The 21204-nt window shown below is 67.5% G+C and carries 20 protein-coding genes and 1 tRNA gene; 13 read left to right on the top strand and 8 right to left on the bottom strand.

The genetic code is table 11. The features are described from left to right. Positions 1-8: 8 nt before the first annotated feature. The 5 genes from P9A17_RS15050 to P9A17_RS15030 form a co-directional block, all read right to left on the bottom strand. Positions 9-944 carry a Ppx/GppA phosphatase family protein gene (locus tag P9A17_RS15050; protein WP_278039432.1) on the bottom strand — a complete coding sequence of 312 codons (936 nt, stop codon included), beginning with the start codon at positions 942-944 and terminating at the stop codon, positions 9-11. After that, positions 941-1432, bottom strand: coding sequence for a DUF501 domain-containing protein (locus tag P9A17_RS15045; RefSeq protein ID WP_278039431.1), 492 nt, complete (start codon positions 1430-1432; stop codon positions 941-943). The genes P9A17_RS15050 and P9A17_RS15045 overlap by 4 nt, the downstream gene beginning before the upstream one ends. Next, complete coding sequence (locus P9A17_RS15040; RefSeq protein ID WP_278039430.1) at positions 1425-2147, bottom strand: septum formation initiator family protein; 723 nt, start codon at positions 2145-2147, stop codon at positions 1425-1427. Before P9A17_RS15040 ends, P9A17_RS15045 begins: the two co-directional genes overlap by 8 nt. A gap of 3 nt (positions 2148-2150) precedes the next feature. After that, entirely contained in the window at positions 2151-3440 is a 1290-nt protein-coding gene (eno, locus tag P9A17_RS15035) for a phosphopyruvate hydratase (protein WP_278039429.1), read from the bottom strand. 72 nt (positions 3441-3512) lie between these two features. Beyond that, the gene (locus P9A17_RS15030; protein WP_278039428.1) at positions 3513-4262 is read right to left on the bottom strand and encodes a lytic murein transglycosylase; all 750 of its coding nucleotides are present in this window, start codon (positions 4260-4262) and stop codon (positions 3513-3515) included. A gap of 179 nt (positions 4263-4441) precedes the next feature. Between P9A17_RS15030 and efeU the strand changes: the two genes are divergently transcribed. The 3 genes from efeU to efeB are packed head-to-tail and all read left to right on the top strand — an operon-like array spanning position 4442 to position 7819. Continuing rightward, positions 4442-5365: an iron uptake transporter permease EfeU gene (gene efeU / locus P9A17_RS15025; RefSeq protein ID WP_278039427.1), complete on the top strand. Its 924-nt coding sequence runs from the start codon at positions 4442-4444 to the stop codon at positions 5363-5365. Continuing rightward, positions 5362-6522 carry an iron uptake system protein EfeO gene (efeO, locus tag P9A17_RS15020; protein ID WP_278039426.1) on the top strand — a complete coding sequence of 387 codons (1161 nt, stop codon included), beginning with the start codon at positions 5362-5364 and terminating at the stop codon, positions 6520-6522. The genes efeU and efeO overlap by 4 nt, the downstream gene beginning before the upstream one ends. Next, positions 6503-7819 (top strand): iron uptake transporter deferrochelatase/peroxidase subunit, encoded by a 1317-nt coding sequence (efeB, locus tag P9A17_RS15015; RefSeq protein ID WP_278039425.1) that lies wholly within the window; start codon positions 6503-6505, stop codon positions 7817-7819. The genes efeO and efeB overlap by 20 nt, the downstream gene beginning before the upstream one ends. Positions 7820-7861: 42 nt before the next feature. Here efeB and P9A17_RS15010 read toward each other — a convergent pair whose 3' ends face one another. Both P9A17_RS15010 and mfd read right to left on the bottom strand, forming a co-directional pair. Continuing rightward, a complete protein-coding gene (locus tag P9A17_RS15010; protein ID WP_278039424.1) occupies positions 7862-8830 on the bottom strand; it encodes a nucleoside triphosphate pyrophosphohydrolase in 969 nt (322 codons plus the stop codon). 54 nt (positions 8831-8884) lie between these two features. Further along, positions 8885-12493, bottom strand: a complete 3609-nt coding sequence (gene mfd, locus P9A17_RS15005) for a transcription-repair coupling factor (protein ID WP_278039423.1) — start codon at positions 12491-12493, stop codon at positions 8885-8887. Between the two features lie 174 nt (positions 12494-12667). On the opposite strand from mfd, the gene P9A17_RS15000 reads away from it, so the two are divergent. Together P9A17_RS15000 and P9A17_RS14995 are read left to right on the top strand one after the other, a co-directional pair. After that, complete coding sequence (locus tag P9A17_RS15000) at positions 12668-13906, top strand: C2 family cysteine protease (protein ID WP_278039422.1); 1239 nt, start codon at positions 12668-12670, stop codon at positions 13904-13906. Continuing rightward, positions 13907-14425 (top strand): hypothetical protein, encoded by a 519-nt coding sequence (locus P9A17_RS14995; RefSeq protein ID WP_278039421.1) that lies wholly within the window; start codon positions 13907-13909, stop codon positions 14423-14425. Between the two features lie 4 nt (positions 14426-14429). On the opposite strand, the gene P9A17_RS14990 is transcribed toward P9A17_RS14995, so the two are convergent. Further along, on the bottom strand, positions 14430-15023 hold the full coding sequence (locus tag P9A17_RS14990; RefSeq protein WP_278039865.1) for a TetR/AcrR family transcriptional regulator: 594 nt from the start codon (positions 15021-15023) through the stop codon (positions 14430-14432). A gap of 95 nt (positions 15024-15118) precedes the next feature. On the opposite strand from P9A17_RS14990, the gene P9A17_RS14985 reads away from it, so the two are divergent. The 8 genes from P9A17_RS14985 to pth all read left to right on the top strand — a co-directional run bounded on the left by P9A17_RS14985 (position 15119) and on the right by pth (position 21202). Then, positions 15119-15190 (top strand) — tRNA-Gln (locus P9A17_RS14985). Positions 15191-15286: 96 nt separating this feature from the next. Next, positions 15287-16741, top strand: coding sequence for a bifunctional UDP-N-acetylglucosamine diphosphorylase/glucosamine-1-phosphate N-acetyltransferase GlmU (gene glmU, locus P9A17_RS14980; protein ID WP_278039420.1), 1455 nt, complete (start codon positions 15287-15289; stop codon positions 16739-16741). A gap of 113 nt (positions 16742-16854) precedes the next feature. Beyond that, entirely contained in the window at positions 16855-17835 is a 981-nt protein-coding gene (locus P9A17_RS14975) for a ribose-phosphate diphosphokinase (RefSeq protein WP_278039419.1), read from the top strand. A gap of 1 nt (position 17836) precedes the next feature. Further along, the gene (arsC, locus tag P9A17_RS14970; RefSeq protein ID WP_278039418.1) at positions 17837-18175 is read left to right on the top strand and encodes an arsenate reductase (glutaredoxin); all 339 of its coding nucleotides are present in this window, start codon (positions 17837-17839) and stop codon (positions 18173-18175) included. Continuing rightward, positions 18172-18825 carry an LpqN/LpqT family lipoprotein gene (locus P9A17_RS14965; RefSeq protein ID WP_278039417.1) on the top strand — a complete coding sequence of 218 codons (654 nt, stop codon included), beginning with the start codon at positions 18172-18174 and terminating at the stop codon, positions 18823-18825. Before arsC ends, P9A17_RS14965 begins: the two co-directional genes overlap by 4 nt. 67 nt (positions 18826-18892) lie before the next feature. Continuing rightward, the gene (locus P9A17_RS14960; RefSeq protein WP_278039416.1) at positions 18893-19774 is read left to right on the top strand and encodes an oxidoreductase; all 882 of its coding nucleotides are present in this window, start codon (positions 18893-18895) and stop codon (positions 19772-19774) included. 159 nt (positions 19775-19933) lie between these two features. Further along, a complete protein-coding gene (locus P9A17_RS14955) occupies positions 19934-20611 on the top strand; it encodes a 50S ribosomal protein L25/general stress protein Ctc (protein ID WP_278039415.1) in 678 nt (225 codons plus the stop codon). A gap of 12 nt (positions 20612-20623) precedes the next feature. After that, a complete protein-coding gene (pth, locus tag P9A17_RS14950) occupies positions 20624-21202 on the top strand; it encodes an aminoacyl-tRNA hydrolase (RefSeq protein ID WP_278039414.1) in 579 nt (192 codons plus the stop codon). Positions 21203-21204 lie beyond the last annotated feature (2 nt).

Here is a 21204-nt window from a genome sequence, read left to right as displayed (position 1 = left end):
GCCGAGAACTAGGCAATCGACAGCGCGATGCCGTCGAGGATGTCGTGCTCGCTGACCACCAATTCAGTGATGCCGGCCTTCTCGCCCAGCACCGCGGCCAGTTCCTGCACGATCAGCGCACCGCCGCCGATGACGTCGACGCGGCCCTCGTGCATCGGACCGAGCGCCGCGCGCTGTTCACGCGGCATCGCCAACAGGTCGGCACACACGCGGAGCAGGTCGTCGAAACCCACACGGGACAGGTGGATGGCGTCCGCATCGTAGGTGTCCATCTTGTGGGCGAGCGCGGCCAGCGTGGTCATCGTGCCCGCAACACCCACCCAGGTGCGGGCCTTCTCGACAGGCACCTCACGCAGCACATTCGCCAGCGCCTCGCGAACCACCGACCGGGCCGCCTCGATTTCGTCCCCGGTGGGCGGATCCGAGCGCAGACACCGCTCGGTCAGACGCACGCACCCGATGTTGGCCGAATACCCGGCGTCCGCATCCTCGCGGCCGAGCACCACCTCCGTCGACCCACCACCGAGGTCGACGACCACGAAAGGTGCAGCGGCAGAGTCGAGATCGCCAACCGCCCCGTAGAACGACAGACCGGCTTCCTCGGTGCCGGTGATGACCTCCGCGACCGCGCCCGGCAGGACGGAACCGAGCACCTCCGAGGTCATCGCGAAGAACTCGGCACGGTTCGAGACGTCGCGCGCCGCCGACGTCGCCACCATCCGAACCGCGCCGACATCGTGTCGGCGCATCAACTCCGCGTACGCCTCCAGCGCAGTTCGGGTGCGCGCCAACGCCTCCGGCGCGAACTCGCCCGTCGCATCCACACCTTGACCCAGCCGCACGATGCGCATCTCCCGGTGCACATCACGCAGCCGGCCATCGTCGACGTCGGCGATCAGCAACCTGATCGAGTTCGTCCCGCAATCGACCGCCGCGACCCTCACGCCCACACCTTCCTGTCCAAGATTCCAGCCATCTCGGGCTCTGACGCCAGCACCGCCAGCGCCTCGTCACCGAACGGGTTGACCCCCGGCCCTTTAGCGAGCGAATGGGCGATCACCACGTGCAGGCACTTCACCCGATCGGGCATGCCGCCACCGGAGAAAGTCGTCCCCAACGATTCGATCGCATCACGCTCGGCAAGAAACGATTCGTGAGCTCGACGGTACGCAGCAGCCAACTCCGGATCCTCGGCCAGCCGATCAGTCATATCGCGCATCATCCCCGACGACTCCAGCCGGCTCGCCGCCGCGGTCAGCGTCGGATGCGTCAGGTAGTACAGCGTCGGAAAGGGCGTTCCGTCAGGGAGTTTCGGCGCCGTCTTCACCACGGCGGGCTCCCCGTTGGGACAGCGGTAGGCGATCTCGAGCACTCCGCGGGGCTCCCGGCCGAGTTGCCGCGCCACCGCGTCGAGATCTGACTGCTCAACCACCGGGCGGGGGTGCGCCGGGCGCAACGGGTGGGGGTGCGACGGGGGCACCGGGCGGGGGCGGTGGGGGCTGCGTCGGCGAAATGCCATGTGGTTCATCGGCGATGGTGTGCCACAGCGACGTGTACCACGGGTCGTTGCTCTTCGTCACGGCCAGATCACCCGTCTCCACGCTCGGCTGCGTGGCGCCAGGAGGCAGCTGCACCTGATAGGGGGTCTCACCGGGCATCACGAAACCGAGGCGCTCGCGGGCCTGCGCGGCGATGAACACCGGGTCGGCGAGCTTGGCCCTCTGCTCCTCCAACTCGGAGATCTGTTCTCGCAGTTGAGCTTCGCTGGCCTGCAACTGTTTCATCTCGGTGCGCTGCCCGAAATACGTCCGCACCGGACCGGCGATCGTCAACGTCAGCACGCAGATCACCGCGGCCAGGATCGCCGCCCGCCGCGCCGCCGAGCCGAACCGCTGCTCGGCCGCCGCCTCGGCCGACGCGATGATCGATTCCCGGATCGACGGCGACCCGTCGTCGGTATCGAGGTCGACGAACTCGGCGTCCTCGGGCGCGTTCTGCGGCGGCTCGGTAGCGCGGCTCTCCCGACGCGGCGCGATCGCGCGGGGTTTGGCCCGCCCGGCGTCACTGGACTTCCCGGGCCTCGATGCGGGGGCCTTCTTCGCCGAAGAAGACCTCCGCCGAGGATCAGGCCGTTTCGCTTCGGGCACGGGCTATTTGGTCTCCAGCGACAGTCGAGGGAAGGCCAGGTCGCCTGCATAGCGGGCGGCGTCGCCGAGTTCCTCTTCGATACGCAGCAACTGGTTGTACTTCGCGACGCGCTCGCTGCGGGCCGGTGCGCCCGTCTTGATCTGGCCGCTGCCGACGGCGACCGCGAGGTCCGCAATCGTCGTGTCCTCTGTCTCGCCGCTGCGGTGGCTCATCATCGTCTTGTACCCGGCGTTGTGGGCCAGCGACACCGCGTCGAGAGTCTCTGTCAGCGTGCCGATCTGGTTCACCTTCACCAGAAGCGCGTTCGCAGCACCCCTCTCGATGCCATCCTCGAGCCGCTCGGGGTTGGTGACGAACAGGTCGTCACCGACGAGCTGCACCCTGTCGCCGATCGCGGTGGTCAGCGCGACCCAGCCCTCCCAGTCGTCTTCCGACAGCGGATCTTCGATCGACACCAGCGGGTAGGCACCCAGCAGGTCGGCGTAGAACGCCGCCATCTGCTCGGCGGTGCGGTTCTCCTTCTCGAAGGCGTAGCCGGTGCCGTCGGTGTAGAACTCCGTCGCGGCGACGTCGAGCGCCAGAGCCACATCGGTGCCGACCTTGTAGCCGGCCGCCTCGATCGCGGTCCCGATCAGGTCCAGCGCCGCCTTCGTGCCGGGCAGGTCGGGGGCGAAGCCGCCCTCGTCACCGAGCCCGGTGGCCAGACCCTGCTTCTTGAGCACCGACTTCAGTGAGTGGTACACCTCGGCGCCCCACCGCAGCGCCTCCTTGAAGCTGGGCGCGCCGATCGGGGCGATCATGAACTCCTGGACATCGACGCCGGTGTCGGCGTGGGCGCCACCGTTGATGATGTTCATCATCGGCACGGGAAGGATGTGGGCGTTCGGGCCGCCGATGTAGCGGAACAGCGGCAGCTCCGCCGACTGTGCGGCGGCCTTGGCCACCGCGAGCGACACCCCGAGGATCGCGTTGGCGCCCAGGCGCGACTTGTCCGGCGTGCCGTCGAGATCGACCAGCGCCTGATCGACGAGGCGCTGCTCGTCGGCCCCGAGACCGATCACCGCGGGCGCGATCTCGTCGAGCACAGCCTCGACGGCCTTCTCGACACCCTTGCCGAGGTAGCGCGACCCACCGTCACGCAGTTCGACCGCCTCGTGCTCGCCCGTCGAGGCGCCCGACGGCACAGCGGCGCGGGCCACCGTCCCGTCCAGCAGTCCCACCTCGACCTCGACGGTCGGGTTGCCCCGTGAATCGAGAATCTCGCGGGCTCCGACCTGCTCGATGATGGGCACTTTCGCCTCCTGGGTCTTTCGATCAGACGTTTTCGGTGTTGAGCCTAGAGCGTGCGTGATCGGCGGGTGTGGTCAGAGCGGATGTCCCTGGGCGTACGACGTCGCCCAGTCCCGCACGCTGCGGGCGTACGCATCGGAATGGTTGTAGGCCCGCAGCGCCTCCATCCACCCGCGCGGCTTCGACAGATCCTTCCCGCGCCAGCACAGATATCCCGCCGCCGACAGCGCCGCGTCGTCGATGTTGTCGGCGCTGATGTCACCGTCGTTGTTGGCGTCGACGCCGTACAGCCGCCACGTCTCCGGGATGAACTGCATCGGCCCCATCGCGCGGGCGTACGGCTCCTCGCCCGGGCTCTCGACGGCCGGATCGTGGCTGACCGAGTCGTTGTCGAGGATCTCGAGGTTGCCGTTGGACCCGTCGAGCAGGACACCGCGGATCGGCGGCGTCACCTCGCCGTCCGCAGCGATCGTCGCGCCGCGGTAGGTGCCGTGGTGGCTCTCCACCTGGCCGATGCCGGCCAGCGTCGTCCACGACAGGTGACAGTCCGGGTTCTCCACCTCCGCGACACGCGCGGCGTAGGCATACGCCTCCAACGCCGTCACCGGGATGCCGAGCCCGGGCGCGCGTTCGGCCGCCCAGTCGTGCAACTGGTCGGCCGGCCGACCCTTGGCATAGGTATCGATTTGCGGGACCGGGTCACCAGGTGGCGGCGGAACACCGTCGGGAACAGGGATCCCGAGCTGCCACGAGCAGCTCGAAGCCATGAGCAGCGCTGTCGCACCGATCACGGCTATCGCCTGTAGCCAACGCACCCGCGTCACCGGACTCCCTCAACCGACTCTGGTTGTCACCCATGCTGCCACGCACCGAGGGACTAAAGACTGACCCCGGGCCGTGGGGCACGGGTGTACATTCACTGTGCGCTTCGGGGATGAGGTGAGCCACACCTTGCTTTGGTAAGCCAAAGCAAGGCAGCGCGCGGCATAGCGAGGACAATTTGATGGTTGCTGGCACGGACCTGGCGGTCACCTCCTACTACGCGGCCCCGAACATCTCTTCACAGCTTTTCGGCAGCGGACTCATAGGTTTGCGTGAAGGCCTCGAAGCCGCGATCGTCGTGTCGATCCTGGTCGCGTTCCTGGTGAAATCCGACCGCCGCGACGCCCTGAAATGGGTCTGGCTCGGCGTCGGAGCCGCGATCGCGATGACGCTGACCGTGTTCCTCGTCATCCAGTTCGGCTCCCACACGATCACCGGGCTGGGCGCCGAGGCCATCGCAGGCGTGGCGTCGCTGATCGCCGTCGTCATCGTCACGACGATGGTGCTGTGGATGAAGAAGGCGTCCGCGTCGATGTCGGGTCAGCTCCGCACCGAGATGGCCCGCGCGCTGGAGACCGGCCCGCTGGCCATCACCGCGCTGGCCTTCCTGGCCGTCGGCCGCGAAGGCGTCGAGACTGCGCTGTTCATGGTCGGTTACGCCGAAGCCCAGTCGAACTGGCCGCTGGTCGGGCTGATCGTCGGCGTCGCGATCGCCGGCCTGATCGCCTACGGGATGTACCGCGGCGCTCTGAGCATCAACCTCGCCAAATTCTTCAAGTACACGGGCATCTTCCTGATCGTCGTCGCCGCAGGGATCCTGTCCTACGGAATCGGTGCCCTGCAGACCGTCGGCTGGCTTCCGGGCCTGGCCAGCAAGGCATTCGACATCAGCGAGTCCTTCAACTGGTCGGCCTGGTACGGCGAAGTCGTCCAGGGCATTTTCAACGTCACGCCGACGCCGACCGTGCTCCAACTGGTGCTCTACCTGACCTACCTCGTCGTCGTGCTGGCCCTGTTCCTGCGTCCGGCGACATCGACAAAAGCTGATTCGACAAACGGCAAGACCCCTACTCCTAACCCATCACCCGAAAGGTCCACCACGTGAAGGTTCAATCCTCTGCCGCAGTGATCGCTGCAGCGTTGGCGGCGTTCGCGCTGACCAGCTGCCAGGCCAAGGAAGAGGCGCCCGCCGCCTCCGAGGACGGCGGCTCCGCGCCCGCCGAGGTCACCGTCGAGGCGTCGGACTCGGAGTGCACGTTGTCGGGCACCGAAGGCAAGACCGGCGCCAACACGTTCGTCATCACCAACAACGGCACCAAGGTCACCGAGTTCTACGTCTACGACGAGGGCGAGCGGGTGATGGGCGAGGTGGAGAACATCTCCCCCGGACTGCAGCGCAAGCTCATCGTGCAGCTCACGCAGCCCGGCACCTACCAGACCGCCTGCAAGCCCGGCATGATCGGCGACGGCATCCGCGGCGACTACACCGTCACCGGTGAAGAGGTCACCGTCGACACCGAAGGCAAGTTCAAGGAAGCCGCCGACAACTACAAGCGCTACGTCAACAGCCAGGTCGAAGCCCTCGTCCCGGCCGTCGAATCGTTCGCCGCGGCCGTCAAGGCCGGCGACGTCGAAGGCGCCAAGGCCCAGTTCCCGACCTCGCGCACCTACTACGAGCGCATCGAGCCCGTCGCCGAGTCGTTCCCCGACGACCTCGACCCCCGCATCGACCTGCGCGAGGCCGACCTCGAGCCCGGCATGAAGTGGACCGGCTTCCACGCCCTGGAGAAGCAGCTGTGGGTCACCGGGCTGCAGCCCGACGCCAACGCACTCGCAGACCAGCTCGTCGCCGACGTGAAGGAACTGCAGGCCGGCGTCAGCGCCCCCGACTTCACGGTCGACTCCACTCAGATCGCGGGCGGCGCCCAGGGTCTGCTCGACGAGATCGCCACCAGCAAGATCAGCGGCGAAGAGGACATCTTCAGCCACACCGACCTGTGGGACTTCAACGCCAACCTGCAGGGATCGCAGACCGCTGTCGCGTCGGTTCGCCCGATCCTCGACGAGCGCAACCCCGATCTCGGCAAGCGCGTGGATCAGCGCTTCGAAGAGGTTGAGGCACTGTTGGAGAAGTACCGTGAAGGCGACGGCTTCGTCCTGTACGACAAGGTGACCGAGCCGGAACGCCAAGAGCTCTCGCGCGCGATCGACGCGCTGAGCAAGGAGGTCAGCCAGGTGCAAGGTGTCATCGCACCCCAGTAACGCCGAGTCGGCGGCTGAGCCCGAACCGCAACGGTCCGGGCTCAGCCGTCGCAAGCTGTTCGGCGCCGCCGGAGTGACGGTGGCCGTGGCGGGAGCCGCGGGTGCCGGAGCGCTGGCCGGGCGAGCCTCGGCAGCCAAGGCGCCCGACCATCTGCACACCGCGGTGCCGTTCCGCGGCGAGCACCAGGCGGGCATCATCACCGAAGCCCAGGACCGTATGCATTTCGCGACGTTCGACGTGACGACGAAGAGTCGCGACGACGTCATCAAGATGCTGGCCGACTGGACCGAGATGGCTGAGCGGATGACGCAGGGCAAGGAGGCGTTCCCCGCCGGCGCCACCGGTCAGAACCCTTACGCTCCCCCGTCGGACACCGGCGAGGCCCTCGGGCTGCCCGCGTCGCAGTTGACGCTGACCATCGGATTCGGGCCGTCGTTCTTCCTCAAGGACGGTGTCGACCGGTTCGGCATCGCCGACAAGAAACCCGACGAGCTCGTCGATCTGCCCAAGTTCATGAACGAGCAGATCGATCCCGCCAAGAGCGGAGGCGACATCGTCGTGCAGGCCTGCTCCAACGACCCGCAGGTGGCCGTCCACGCGATCCGCAACCTCGCGCGGATCGGGTTCGGCACCGTCGCGGTGCGATACTCGCAGCTGGGCTTCGGCCGCACCTCGTCCACCACGCGCGACCAGTCGACCCCGCGAAACCTGTTCGGGTTCAAGGACGGAACGGCGAATCTGCGCTCCGACGAGACCCAGAAACTGAACAACTTCGTCTGGGTCGCCGACGGTGACGGCCCGGCCTGGCTGACCGGCGGCTCCTACCTCGTCGCGCGCCGCATCCGGATGCGCATCGAGCAGTGGGACCGCACGACGCTGCTCGAGCAGGAGCGGGTGGTCGGCAGGCAGAAGGGCAGCGGCGCCCCGATGGGCCTCAAAGACGAGTTCGAGGAACTCAACTTCGACCTGACCAACGACAAGGACGAGCCGCTGATCGACACGCTCGCCCACGTCCGGCTCGCGTCGCCCGAACACCTCGGTGGCATCGAGATCCTGCGCCGCGGTTACAACTTCACCGACGGATCGGACGGCTTCGGCCACCTCGACGCAGGACTGTTCTTCATCGCGTTCGTCCGGAATCCGATCACGCAGTTCGTGCCCATGCAGAACGCGATCTCGCGCGATGACGCGATGAACGAGTACGTCACGCCGACCAGCTCAGCCGTGTTCGCCTGTCCCCCAGGAATTCCGGAAGGTGACACGTCGACGTTCTGGGGTTCGACGATCTTCGAATGACGTTGCGCTACGTGGCTGTTGAGACTGCACTGACGGCGGGGCTTAGTCGACTTCTTCCGCCGTGACCGCAGTCTCAGCATCGGTTGGCCAGGCCGCCCGCCACTCGTCGGCGGAGATCGCACCGCGCGGGGCATCGTCGAGCTCCTCGGCGACATCTTGGCTGCGGCGGGCCGCGGCTGCGGCCTTCTCGGCCACCCGGACGTCGTCCATGAACTCCAGAACCGCTGAGCGCAAAGCATTCTCGGCATCGATGTCTGCGGACACCGACACCGTCGTGATCGACGACGGGATCAGATCCTCGGGAAGCCCCGCGGTGTCGGCGCGAGCGAGAACCTTCTGCGCCAGCGCCAACGCGGGCTGTGCGGTGGGGATGTCGTCCACGCAGGATTCACGGGTCGACCGCTCCAGAGCCTTGCGCTGCTCCCACTGCGCCAACTGATCCTCGAGCGAAATCGCTTCTCCGGCAAGCACTGCGGGCACCCGGTTGCCGAGCTTGCGGACCAGGGCGTCGGCGACGTCGTCGATCGTGAAGGGCGACTCGGGATGCTCCTGGGCGATGCGGGCATGGAACAGCACCTGCAGCAGTACGTCGCCGAGCTCGTCGCGCAGCTCCGTCAGATCACCGCCGTGCACGGCGTCGAACAGCTCGTAGGTCTCCTCAAGCAGATAGCGGCGCAGCGAGTCGTGGGTCTGCTGGCTCTCCCACGGACCCGCGCTGCGCAGCTTGTCCATCATCGTCACCGCGTCGACCAGACGCTCGCCGGGCTGCGCGGCCGGGGCCGAGATCACCCGCTCCCCCGCCGCGACACGCTCTGACACCGACGGGTGCTCGGGATCCGACGAAAGCAGGACTTCGGCCGGCTCACCGGTGTAGGAGGGGCGTGCCGACGGCGACGACCACGGCACCTTGATCGGCATTTCCTCGGTGTACTGGACGTCGCCGGTCAGCAGTTCGATCGCCTCCACGGGCACCAGCGACGGGCGGCGTGGATCGACGAGGACGACGGTCATCGCACCGGTTATATCAGCTTTGCCGGGACGCCATCCAATGTTGGCCGAGGCACCCTAATCACACAGCACCTTGATCAGCCCGGCCACGAACTCGACGAGTTCCTGGTCACGGATGCGCGGCGCACCGACACCGCTTCCGGCCCGCGGAATCGGCACCTGAACCGTCGACGTCGTCGCGCGGTAGTTCGCGCCCGCGTAGAGCCGCTTGAGGCGCAACTGCGCCGAGTCGGGCAGCGTCAGCGGAGAGATCCGCAGCGTCGATGCCGCCGACGACACCGCGCCGATCTCGGTGACGCCGTTCGTCCGCGCCAGCAGCCGCAGGCGGGCGACGGACACGAGCAGCTCGGCCGGTTCGGGCAGCGGGCCGTACCGGTCGACGAGCTCCTCGATGACCGAGTCGACAGCCTTGTCGTCGGCCGCCGCGGCGAGCCTGCGATAGGCCTCCAGGCGCAGCCGGTCGCTGCCGATGTAGTCCGGCGGGAAGTGCGCGTCGACCGGCAGGTCGATCCGTACATCCTTCGGTTCCTCAGGTGTGGCAACGGTTTTCCCGTCTGCCGCCGCGCGATAGGCCTCGACGGCTTCGCCCACCAGCCGCACGTACAGGTCGAAGCCGACGCCGGCGACGTGCCCGGACTGCTCGGCGCCCAACACGTTTCCGGCGCCGCGGATCTCCAGGTCTTTCATCGCGACGGCCATGCCCGCACCCAACTCGTTGTTCTGCGCGATGGTCGCCAGCCGGTCATAGGCCGTCTCCGTCAGCGGCACCTCGGGCGGGTACAGGAAGTACGCATAGCCGCGCTCGCGGGACCGGCCCACGCGACCACGGAGCTGGTGCAGCTGAGACAGGCCGAAGGTGTCGGCGCGCTCCACGATCAACGTGTTCGCGTTCGAGATGTCCAGGCCCGTCTCGACGATCGTCGTACAGACGAGGATGTCGAACTCCCGGTTCCAGAAGCCCTCGACCGTCTTCTCCAGTTGGTCCTCGGGCATCTGGCCGTGGGCGACCACGACCCGCGCCTCCGGCACGAGTTGCCTGACGCGTGCGGCGGCCTGGTCGATCGAGCGGACCCGGTTGTGGATGTAGAACGCCTGCCCGTCGCGCAGCATCTCGCGCCGCAGCGCCGCCGCGACCTGCTTGTCGTCGTGCGGGCCGACATAGGTGAGCACCGGGTAGCGCTCCTCGGGCGGCGTCAGGATCGTCGACATCTCGCGGATCCCGGCCAGGCTCATCTCCAGCGTGCGCGGAATCGGCGTGGCGCTCATCGTCAGAACGTCGACATGGGTGCGCATCGACTTGATGTGCTCCTTGTGCTCCACACCGAAACGCTGCTCCTCATCGACGATGACGAGGCCGAGATCCTTCCACGTCACACCGGTCTGCAACAGCCGGTGCGTGCCGATCACGATGTCGACCGAACCGTCCTTCATCCCCTCCATCGTCGCGCGCGAATCGGCGGGATCGGTGAAGCGGGACAAGCCTTTCACCGTGACGGGGAATCCGGTCACGCGGTTGGTGAACGTCTGCAGATGCTGGTCGGCCAGCAGCGTCGTCGGCACCAGCACGGCGACCTGCTTGCCGTCCTGCACTGCCTTGAACGCCGCGCGCACCGCGATCTCCGTCTTGCCGTAGCCGACGTCACCGCAGATGACCCGGTCCATCGGAACCGGCTTCTCCATATCGGATTTCACCTCGGTGATGGCGGTCAGCTGGTCGACCGTCTCGGTGAACCCGAACGCGTCCTCCATCTCGATCTGCCACGGGGTGTCGGGCGCGAACGCGTGCCCCGGGGAGGCCTGACGCTTGGCATACAGCGTGACGAGCTCGGCCGCGATCTCCCGAACCGCCCGGCGGGCTTTGGTTTTCGTGTTCGCCCAGTCGGAACCGCCGAGCCTGCTCAGCGTCGGCGCTTCACCGCCGACGTAACGCGACAGCTGATCCAGGGAGTCCATCGGCACGTACAGCCGGTCGGAACCGCCGCCCCGCTTCGCGGAGGCGTACTCCAGCACCAGGTATTCGCGACGGGCACCGCCGACCACCCGCTCGGTCATCTCGACGAAGCGGCCGATGCCGTGCTGGTCGTGCACGACCATGTCGCCCGCAGTCAGCGCCAGCGGATCGACGACGTTGCGGCGCTTGGCCGCAAGCTTTTTGCCTTCGGTGGCAGCGGCGCGGTTGCCCGTCAGATCCGTCTCGGTGATCACCACCAGGTTGGCGCCCGGGATCACGACGCCGTCGTGCAGCGGACCCTTGATCACGCCGACGACGCCCGCCTTCGGCGCCGCGCCCGGTTCCAGAATCGTTGCGGGCGTGTCTGATTCGGAGAGCTGTTCGACGACACGCATCGCGGTACCGGTGCCTGGTGTGACGACGGCGCCGAAACCGCCGGTGGCGACATGCGCGCGCAGCATCGCGAAGATCTCGTCGAGGTTGTGCTGTTGGCCGCGCGCCGACGGTGCGGGACGGACGTCGAGGGCGCTCGATTCACCCGAGCCGCTGTCGAGCTGGCTCAGCGTCCACCACGCGTGCCCACCGGCCCGCGCCGCGTCGCGGGCGTCGTCGTAACCCACGTATCCCGACGCTCCGAGCGCCTCGATGTCGATCGGCACCTGGCCGCCCACCGCGGCCGTCGACCACGACGCCTCAAGAAACTCACGCCCGGTCTTGATCAGGTCCGCGGCGCGGGTCCGGATCTTCTCCGGATCGCACACCAGCAGCGGCGTGCCCTCGGGCAGATGGTCGGGCAGCGTCGCAAAGTCGGTGGGCCGCAACAGCGGAAGCAACGCTTCCATACCCTCGACAGGGATGCCCTCGGCCAGCCGGGCCAGCATGTCGGGGACGCTGCCCGGCACGCTGTTCTCCAGCACCGGATGCTCGGCCGACAGTGCCGCTGCACGTTCGCGGACATCAGCGGTCAGCAGGAGCTCCCGGCACGGCACCGCGATCATCGTGTCGATGTCGATCTCGGGGATGGAGCGCTGGTCGGCGACCGAGAACATCCGCATCTCGGAAACCTCGTCGCCCCAGAACTCGACACGAACCGGATGTTCGGCGGTCGGCGGGAAGACATCGAGAATGCCTCCGCGCACGGCGAATTCACCGCGCTTGCCCACCATGTCGACCCGGGTGTAGGCCCGCTCCACCAGCTTGACGACCGTGTCGTCGAAGTCGGCATCGGCACCGACTGTCAACGTCACCGGCTCCGTCTCTTCGGCCTGACCCGGCCGTTGCGCCATCGGCTGCAGCAGCGACCGCGCCGTCGTGACGACGACGCGCAACGGCATGCCGAGCCGGGCGTCGTCGGGATTGGCGAGGCGGCGCAGCACCATCATCCGCGCGCCCACGGTGTCGACGCCGGGAGACAGCCGCTCGTGCGGCAACGTCTCCCACGACGGGAACAGCGCGACCGCGTCGCCGAAGACACCGCGCAACTCCGCGGTCAGATCGTCGGCTTCCCGCCCGGTCGCGGTGACGACCAACAGCGGACCGGCCTCGGCGAGTGCGGACGCGACGAACAGGCGGGCGCTGGCAGGCCCGACGAGACTGAGATCGGCAGGCCGGTCGGCCGCGCGGCGGGCGATCTCCTGCAAGGAGGGGTCGCGCAGAGCGAGTTCGACGAGGCCCGCGATCGGGGTTTGGACATGGTGGGGCCCCGATACGGTCATGATGCCTCCATCGTAATCACTGGCCCCGACATCGCCGACAGCACGAGCGGGCAGAGGTGCGGCATCGGCGGGACGGCGTAATTCGATACCGCCGGATGCCCGGAATTTGGTGCGCCGACCCCCCAAGGCACGGTGTTAGCGTCGGAGCGGGTTTGCGGGGAACGGGAGATCTCGATGGTTGCGACGCTTTCGATTGTCGAAGGCACCCAGCCGTCTGGCCTGCTCGACGCCGCCACTGCGCTCGACGGGAAGGTGTCGGCGCTGGCCGCGCAGACCGCCACGCTGCAGCGTGACCTCGACGGTCTGCGAGCCACGTGGAAAGGCACCACCTCCGACACCGCGATCGCCAAAGCCGAAGGCGACCTCGCGGGCCAGCGGGCCCTGCACGCCAGGCTGGTCAGCCACGCCGCGGCCCTGCGCTACGGCGGAGCCAACCTCGACCCGCTGCGCAGCCAGATCCTGGCGATGGCGTCGCAGGCCCGCGCCCTCGGCGGCATGGTCGCCGACGACGGCACCGTGACCGGCCACGACACGATGGGCTTCATGTCGCCGACGTTGGCCGCGGCCTACACGTCGTCGCTGAAGAGCATGCTGACCTGGTTCACCCGCATCGACGAGACGGTCGCCGAGGCGTTGCGCACCGGAGGACCCGTCCCGCAGACACCGCCGCCGACCCTCAAATGGGGCGAAGACGACCTGTATGCCGGAGACCCGTTGGGCTCCGACGTCAACCAGGACGGCATCGGCGACTGCTACCTCGTCGCCACCATGAGCGCCATCGCGAACGCCAACCCGCAGTGGATCAGGGACCGCATCTCCTACGACCCGCAGACCGGGATGTTCGACGTGACGATGTGGGACGGAAACGAGTGGCGCCACATCTCCGTCACGCAGGCCGACATCGACGCCAACATCGCCCAGCACGGCGCCAGCGGTGTGGACAACAACGTGCCCGGCGCGCCGTTGTGGCCCGCAGTGTTGGAATCCGCCTACGCCAAGATGAAGACCTCCGGCACCGACCTGACGAAGATCCAGAACGGGGTCACACCACCGGCGCTGGAGGCACTAACAGGCAACAACGGCGACTGGATCTTCCCCGCCACCGAATGGATGACCCCGAGCCAGAACATCGACGGCCAGATCGCCGACGCGTTGGCGGGCAATCAGCCGGTGATGCTGTCGACCAGCTTCTTCACCAACGACGCGTTGGCGCCGATGCACGTCTATTCGATCGAGGGCATCACCGGCACCGGCAGCGACGCCACGGTGACGTTGCGCAATCCATGGGGCCCCGGCAGCGACCTGCCCCCGGTGTTCGACGTCCGGCTCGGCGATCTCATCGGCACCAACCCGCTCAGCGGCATCGGCTTGGGCCCGACCGCGATGATCAACATCGGCCGGATGGGGTCCTGAGTGCTCAAGCGCATCCTCATCGTCGCCGTGACGATCGCACTCGTCGCCACACTGGGCGTCACCGCCTATACGAGGCTGTACCTGCCGACGACCCGCCCGATCCTCAACGGGGCCCCGCTCGTGCTGCCCGGCAAACTCGAGAAGCTGTCCGCAGACCCGCTGAGCGGCCAGCCGCAGGCCGACCAGGAACGGTTCACGGTCGCCCTGCATGACGCCGTGACCGCCATCGCACCGGACTACCGGATCGACACCGAAGAGCTCTACATCCGTCGCACCGGATATGACTGGGTCGCGCTCCGAAAGATGGCAAGCCCGTATCTCGATCAATTCGGGCTCTCACTCGCGGACGAAGGTCAGGAAGACGTCGGCGGCGAGACCGTCGACTATCTGATGTGGCGCCCGGAATGGCTGCGCAGCATCGTCGACGACCGGATCGTCCTCGCGGTCGCCCTCCGCACGCTGCTCGAACCCGACTACGGGACAATGGTTTTCGGCTACTTCGTGCTGCGGCCGCGCTAGCGTCCTACTCCTCGTGCAGAACCGGATCGGACTCCAGGTGCGTCAGGCCGTTCCAGCACAGGTTGACCAGGTGCGCCGCGACGACCTCTTTCTTGGGCTCCCGCACGTCGAGCCACCACTGCGCCGCCATCGACACCGAGCCCACCAACCCCTGCGCATAGAGCGGGGCGAGGTCGGGGTCCAGTCCGCGGCGGGAGAAATCGCCCGCAAGGATCGACGCGACCTGGCTGACGGCGTCGTTGAGCAGAGTCGAGTAGGTGCCCTGCGTGATGCTCGCCGGGGAATCGCGGATGAGAATCCGGAACCCGTCGGTGCGCTCCTCGACGTAGGTCAGCAGCGCGAGCGCGACACGCTCGACCCGCACCCGCGACCGGTTGTCGGCCAGCGATGACGTGATGCCGTCGAGCAACGCCGACATCTCGCGGTCGACGACGACGGCGTAAAGCCCTTCCTTGCCGCCGAAATGCTCGTAGACGACCGGCTTGGACACGTTGGCGCGCAGCGCGATCTCCTCGATCGACGTGCCGTCGAAACCGCGCTCGGCGAACAGCGACTTGGCGATCTCGATCAGCTGCTGGCGACGTTCGCTACCCGTCATCCTGGCGCGGGGCGCACGCGGATGACTGTCGGGCTTATCGGGGCCTGCCACGCGTTTCAGCGTAGTTCCTTCGACTAGAGTCTCTGGGTGTTCGGTCCGTCGTGGTGTAATCGGCAGCACCTCTGATTTTGGTTCAGATAGTTCAGGTTCGAGTCCTGGCGACGGAGCTTCAGTATTGATGAGCGCGCGCGAAATGCCAGATTTCGCGGCGCGGCGGCGTGCAGACACGCGCGCTCGCGGAGTAACCGACGGGGAGGACGTCTATGCGTGAGACCGCGGTCGTGATCCTGGCGGCGGGCGCAGGCACCCGGATGAAATCCCGAACGCCGAAGATGCTCCACACGCTGGGCGGACGAAGCATGCTTGCGCACAGCCTGCATGCCGTGACCGGACTAGCCCCGCAACACCTCGTCGTCGTCGTCGGCAGCGACCGCGAACGCGTGGCGCCCGCCGCCCAGCAGATCGGCGAAAGCCTGGGCCAGTCGGTGCTGATCGCGGTGCAGGAACAGCAGCACGGCACCGGCCACGCCGTCGAATGCGGCCTGACCGCGCTGCCGGAGGATTTCGACGGGATCGTCGTCGTCGCCGCCGGCGACGTGCCGCTGCTCGACACCGACACCCTGGCCGGACTCGTTGCCAGCCACACCGCGGAGTCGGCGTCGGCGACGCTGCTCACCACCACGCTCGCCGACCCGACCGGCTACGGGCGGATCCTGCGCACCCAGGACGGCGAAGTCATCGGCATCGTCGAACAGGCCGACGCCAGCGACTCCCAACGATCCATCACCGAGGTCAACGCCGCGGTCTACGCGTTCAACATCGCCGCGTTGCGCTCGGCCCTGACCCGGTTGCACTCCGACAACGCCCAGAAGGAGCTGTACCTCACCGACGCGATCGCGCTGGTTCGCTCCGACGGCGGCACCGTGCGGGCCAAGCACATCGACGACGCCGCGCTGGTCGCCGGCATCAACGACAGGGTGCAGCTCGCCGAACTGGGCGCCGAGCTCAACCGGCGCATCGTCGTCGCACACCAGCGCAACGGCGTGACGATCATCGACCCCGCGACCACCTGGATCGACGTCGACGTCACGATCGGTCGTGACACCGTCGTGCGGCCCGGCACCCAGCTGCTCGGCGTCACCGCCGTCGGCAGCGGCTGCGAGATCGGCCCCGACACCACGCTGACCTCGATGGAGGTCGGCGACGGCGCCTCGGTGATCCGCACCCATGCCGAGCTCTCGGTGATCGGCGACAAGGCCGTCGTCGGCCCCTTCACCTACCTGCGCCCGGGCACCATCCTCGGCGCGTCCGGCAAGCTCGGCGCCTTCGTCGAGACCAAGAACGCCACCATCGGCACCGGCACCAAGGTGCCGCACCTGACCTACGTCGGCGACGCCGACATCGGCGACCACAGCAACATCGGCGCGTCCAGCGTCTTCGTCAACTACGACGGAGAAACCAAGAGCCGCACCACGATCGGGTCCCACGTCCGCACCGGGTCCGACACGATGTTCGTCGCGCCGGTGACCGTCGGCGACGGCGCCTACACCGGGGCAGGCACCGTCATCCGCGACGACGTCCCGCCCGGTGCGCTTGCCGTTTCCGCGGGTCCGCAGCGCAACATCGAGGGGTGGGTGGCGCGCAAACGCCCCGACAGCGCCGCGGCGAAAGCAGCCGCGGCCGCCGACGCGGACCACCCCGAAGCTACCGGCGAGTAGCATTCAGTCGCCATTTGTTGGCATTCTGGTAACCCGCCATCGTGCGCAGTCGTGCGCTACGTACGATGGCCCCGAGATTCGACCCCATCGATCTGAGTAGACGAGGGCAACCCGTGAGCCACGACTGGACCGACAACCGCAAGAACCTGATGCTCTTCTCGGGTCGGGCGCACCCCGAACTCGCCGAGCAGGTCGCCAAGGAACTCGACGTCGCGGTCACCGCGCAGACCGCCCGAGACTTCGCGAACGGCGAGATCTTCGTCCGATTCGACGAGTCCGTCCGCGGCAGCGACGCCTTCGTCCTGCAGAGCCACCCTGCGCCGCTGAACACCTGGCTGATGGAACAGTTGCTGATGATCGACGCGCTCAAGCGCGGCAGCGCCAAGCGGATCACCGCGATCCTCCCGTTCTATCCGTATGCCCGGCAGGACAAGAAGCACCGCGGCCGCGAACCGATCTCCGCACGCCTGGTCGCCGACCTCTACAAGACCGCAGGCGCGGACCGCATCGTCACCGTCGACCTGCACACCGATCAGATCCAGGGCTTCTTCGACGGCCCCGTCGACCACATGCGCGCCCAGAAACTGCTGTGCGGCTACATCGGTGAGAACTACGCCGACCACGACATGGTCGTCGTCTCCCCGGACTCCGGCCGTGTGCGCGTTGCCGAGAAATGGGCCGACTCGCTCGGGGGTGTGCCGCTGGCCTTCATCCACAAGACGCGCGACCCCCTGGTGCCCAACCAGGTGAAGTCCAACCGCGTGGTCGGCGACGTCAAGGGCAAGACCTGCATCCTCACCGACGACATGATCGACACCGGTGGCACCATCGCCGGTGCGGTCCGGCTGCTCAAGGAAGACGGCGCCGGAGACGTCATCATCGCCGCGACGCACGGCGTGCTGTCCGATCCGGCCCGTGAGCGTCTCGCCGAATCCGGCGCCCGCGAAGTCATCGTCACCAACACGCTGCCGATCGGCGAGGACAAGCAGTTCCCCCAGCTGACGGTGCTCTCGATCGCACCGCTGCTGGCCAACACCATTCGCGCGGTGTTCGAGAACGGCTCCGTGACAGGACTTTTCGACGGGTCCGCGTAACGTGGCCCGCATTTTCCACAACCCCAAATGCTCGACGTCACGCAAGACGCTGGAGTTGCTGCGCGACAACGGTATTGAGCCCGAGATCGTGCTGTACCTCAAGACGCCGCCGTCGCGCGCGGAACTGGCGACGATGATCAACGACGCCGGGATCGACGTGCGCACCGCCGTGCGCAAGCGCGAGTCGCTCTACGCCGAGCTGGGGCTGGCCTCGGCGTCGGACGACGAGTTGCTCGACGCCATGGCCGAGCACCCGATCCTGATCGAGCGGCCCTTCGTCGTCACCGGCAAGGGCACCCGGCTGGCCCGCCCCATCGACAACGTCCGCGAGATTCTGTGACGGTTCGCCTCCGGCTCGCCGTCGCCGCAGCCGCGGCACTGGCCGTGACGGGGTGCGCCACCGAAACCGTTGACTACCAATCGGTCTGGTCGTCGACCACCGCCCCACCTCCGACGTCGACCACCGATCCGTCGGCGGCGAAGTCGATCGCCGCGTTCCTGGAAGAGGCGGGGGTCGCCGGAGCGCCAGTCGCCCCCGACAAGCTGACCGATCTCACGGTGTCGATGCCCACGCCCGACGGCTGGCATCCGTACCAGAACAGCAATCTCGCGCCGGGCACCCGGGTGATCGCCGAGGGCGACACCTACCCGATGGCGATGCTGATGGTCTTCGAACTCAACGGCGAATTCGACGTCGCCGAAGCTCTCAGTCACGCCAACGTCGACGCCCAGATGTCGGAGAACTTCACCGAACTCAACACATCCACCGACGACTTCAACAAATTCCCGTCGTCGATGATCGAAGGCAGCTACGACCTCAACGGCACCCGGATGCACAGCTTCAACCGCATCGTCATCGCCACCGGCGCGCCGCCGAAATCCCAGCGCTACCTCGTTCAGTTCACCGTGACCGGATACGCCGACAAAGCCGCCGAGGAAGCACCCGACATCGAGACGATCATCAAAGGTTTCACCGTCAAGCTGCCGTGACCGCTGTTCACCAGAGCTTCGCACCGGACCGGTGGACGCAGTCCCACATCCCGTTACTGTGTTGCCCATGAGCGACTGGACCGCCGCGGACCTGCCCTCGTTCGCCGGGCGCACCGTCATCGTGACCGGCGCCAACAGCGGACTCGGACTGGTGACCGCCCGCGAACTCGCCCGGGCAGGAGCCACGACCATCCTGGCGGTGCGCAATCTCGACAAAGGCAACGCCGCAGCCGCCCAGATGACCGGCGACGTCCAGGTACGTCAGCTCGACCTGCAGAACCTCGAATCGGTCCACGCATTCGCCGAGGGGATCGACCACGTCGACGTGCTGGTCAACAATGCCGGCATCATGGCGGTGCCGTTCGCGCTGACCGCCGACGGCTTCGAAAGCCAGATCGGCACCAACCATCTCGGGCACTTCGCGCTGACCAACCTGCTGCTGCCCAAGATCACCGACCGGGTGGTCACCGTCTCGTCGATGATGCACCTGCTGGGCTACGTCAGCCTCAAAGACCTCAACTGGAAGTCGCGGCCCTACCTGGCCTGGCCGGCCTACGGTCAGTCGAAACTGGCCAACCTGCTGTTCACCAGCGAGCTGCACCGCCGCCTCAGCCTGGCCGGTTCCCCGGTTCGGGCACTCGCGGCGCATCCCGGCTACTCGGCGACCAACCTCCAAGGGCACACGGGCAGCCGGTTCGGCACCAGGATCTGGGACACCGGCAACCGACTGCTCGCCACCGACGCCGACTTCGGCGCCCGCCAGAGCCTTTACGCGATCTCGGCCGACGTGCCCGGCGACAGCTTCATCGGGCCCCGATATGCGATGCGCGGGCCCACCGGCACGAGCCCACGCACGCCGCTGGCGCGCAACCGCGCGAAAGCGACCGCACTGTGGACGCTGTCCGAGCAGCTCACAGGCACCGAGTTCCCGCTGCCGATTTCTCGCTGAGCAGGGCTCTGCGCTACCCTTGCGGACGCGTCACGGCGAGGGTGGCCCGCATTGCGGGGGCACCGTTATCGACGGGAACCGACACTTCATGGTCGACAAACCTGGTGTGCACCCCCTGGCCGTGCCCGAGAACTGATCACCGGCACAGGAGCACAAACCATGGCGAAGAACGCCCCCAACAATCTGAAGGCAGCCGTCCGCGGCACCACCGGCAAGGGTGCCTCGCGCCGTGCCCGCCGCGAAGGCCGCGTCCCCGTGGTTCTGTACGGCCACGGCACCGACCCGCAGCACCTCGAGCTCAGCGGACACGACTTCGCCGCCGTCCTGCGCCACGCGGGCACCAACGCGGTGCTGACCCTCGACATCGACGGCACGGAGCAGCTCGCCCTGACCAAGGCAATCGAGATCCACCCGATCCGCCGCAACATCCAGCACGCCGACCTGCTCGTCGTGCGCCGCGGCGAGAAGGTGACTGTCGAGGTCACCGTCTCCGTCGAAGGTGACGCCGCACCCGGCACCCTCGTCACGCAGGACACCAACGCCATCGAGATCGAGGCCGACGTCCAGTCCATCCCCGAAGGCTTCACCGTGTCGGTCGAGGGCGCCACGGAAGGCACCCAGATCCTGGCCGGCCAGATCGAGCTGCCCTCGGGCGTCACGCTGATCTCGGATCCCGAGCTGCTCGTCGTCAATGTCGTCACCGCGCCGACCGAAGCCGACCTCGAAGCCGAGGGCGCAGGCGAGGAAGGCGAAGCCGAGGCCGGCGAGGAAGCTGCCGACGGCGAGGGCGAAGGCGGCGAGGAAGCCGACGCCGGGTCCGACTCCGACTCCGAGTAGACCGGCCCGTTCATGGCCGAACCCATGCTTGTGGTCGGCCTGGGCAACCCCGGACCGCAGTACGCCACCACCCGACACAATCTCGGATTCCTGGTGGCCGACGTTCTCGCCGACCGTATGGGCGAAACGTTCAAGGTGCACAAGCGCTCCGGCGCTGAAGTGGCCACCGGACGGCTTGCGGGCCGTCCGGTGGTCCTCGCCAAACCGCGGGTGTACATGAACGAATCCGGCCGCCAGGTCGGCCCGCTGGCGAAGTTCTATTCGGTGGCAGCGCCCGATGTCGTGATCATCCACGACGAACTCGACATCGACTTCGGCCGGATCAGGTTGAAGTCCGGGGGCGGCGTCGCAGGCCACAACGGGCTGCGATCAGTCGCTTCAGCGTTGAGCGGCAACGACTTTCAGCGAGTGCGGGTCGGCATCGGCCGTCCGCCCGGGCAGAAGTCGGGAGCCAACTTCGTGCTGGAGAATTTCAACTCGAGGGAACGGCCGGAACTCGGCACCATCGTCGAGCTGGCCGCCGACGCCACCGAGTTGCTCGTCGAGCTGGGCATCGAACCCGCCCAGAACACCGTGCACGCCTGGAGCTGACG

It is taken from the genome of Mycobacterium sp. 236(2023), assembly GCF_029623955.1.
In the GTDB taxonomy this organism is placed as follows: domain Bacteria; phylum Actinomycetota; class Actinomycetes; order Mycobacteriales; family Mycobacteriaceae; genus Mycobacterium.
This window is presented reverse-complemented; position numbering and strand designations above follow the sequence as displayed.

Excerpts from the sequence above, each read along its gene's own strand:
- efeU (WP_278039427.1), top strand. The coding sequence starts at position 4,442 with ATGGTTGCTGGCACGGACCTGGCGGTCACCTCCTACTACGCGGCCCCG.
- P9A17_RS14990 (WP_278039865.1), bottom strand. The coding sequence starts at position 15,023 with ATGACGGGTAGCGAACGTCGCCAGCAGCTGATCGAGATCGCCAAGTCG.
- P9A17_RS14960 (WP_278039416.1), top strand. The coding sequence starts at position 18,893 with ATGAGCGACTGGACCGCCGCGGACCTGCCCTCGTTCGCCGGGCGCACC.
- glmU (WP_278039420.1), top strand. The coding sequence starts at position 15,287 with ATGCGTGAGACCGCGGTCGTGATCCTGGCGGCGGGCGCAGGCACCCGG.
- mfd (WP_278039423.1), bottom strand. The coding sequence starts at position 12,493 with ATGACCGTATCGGGGCCCCACCATGTCCAAACCCCGATCGCGGGCCTC.
- P9A17_RS15000 (WP_278039422.1), top strand. The coding sequence starts at position 12,668 with ATGGTTGCGACGCTTTCGATTGTCGAAGGCACCCAGCCGTCTGGCCTG.
- P9A17_RS14955 (WP_278039415.1), top strand. The coding sequence starts at position 19,934 with ATGGCGAAGAACGCCCCCAACAATCTGAAGGCAGCCGTCCGCGGCACC.
- pth (WP_278039414.1), top strand. The coding sequence starts at position 20,624 with ATGGCCGAACCCATGCTTGTGGTCGGCCTGGGCAACCCCGGACCGCAG.
- P9A17_RS15010 (WP_278039424.1), bottom strand. The coding sequence starts at position 8,830 with ATGACCGTCGTCCTCGTCGATCCACGCCGCCCGTCGCTGGTGCCCGTG.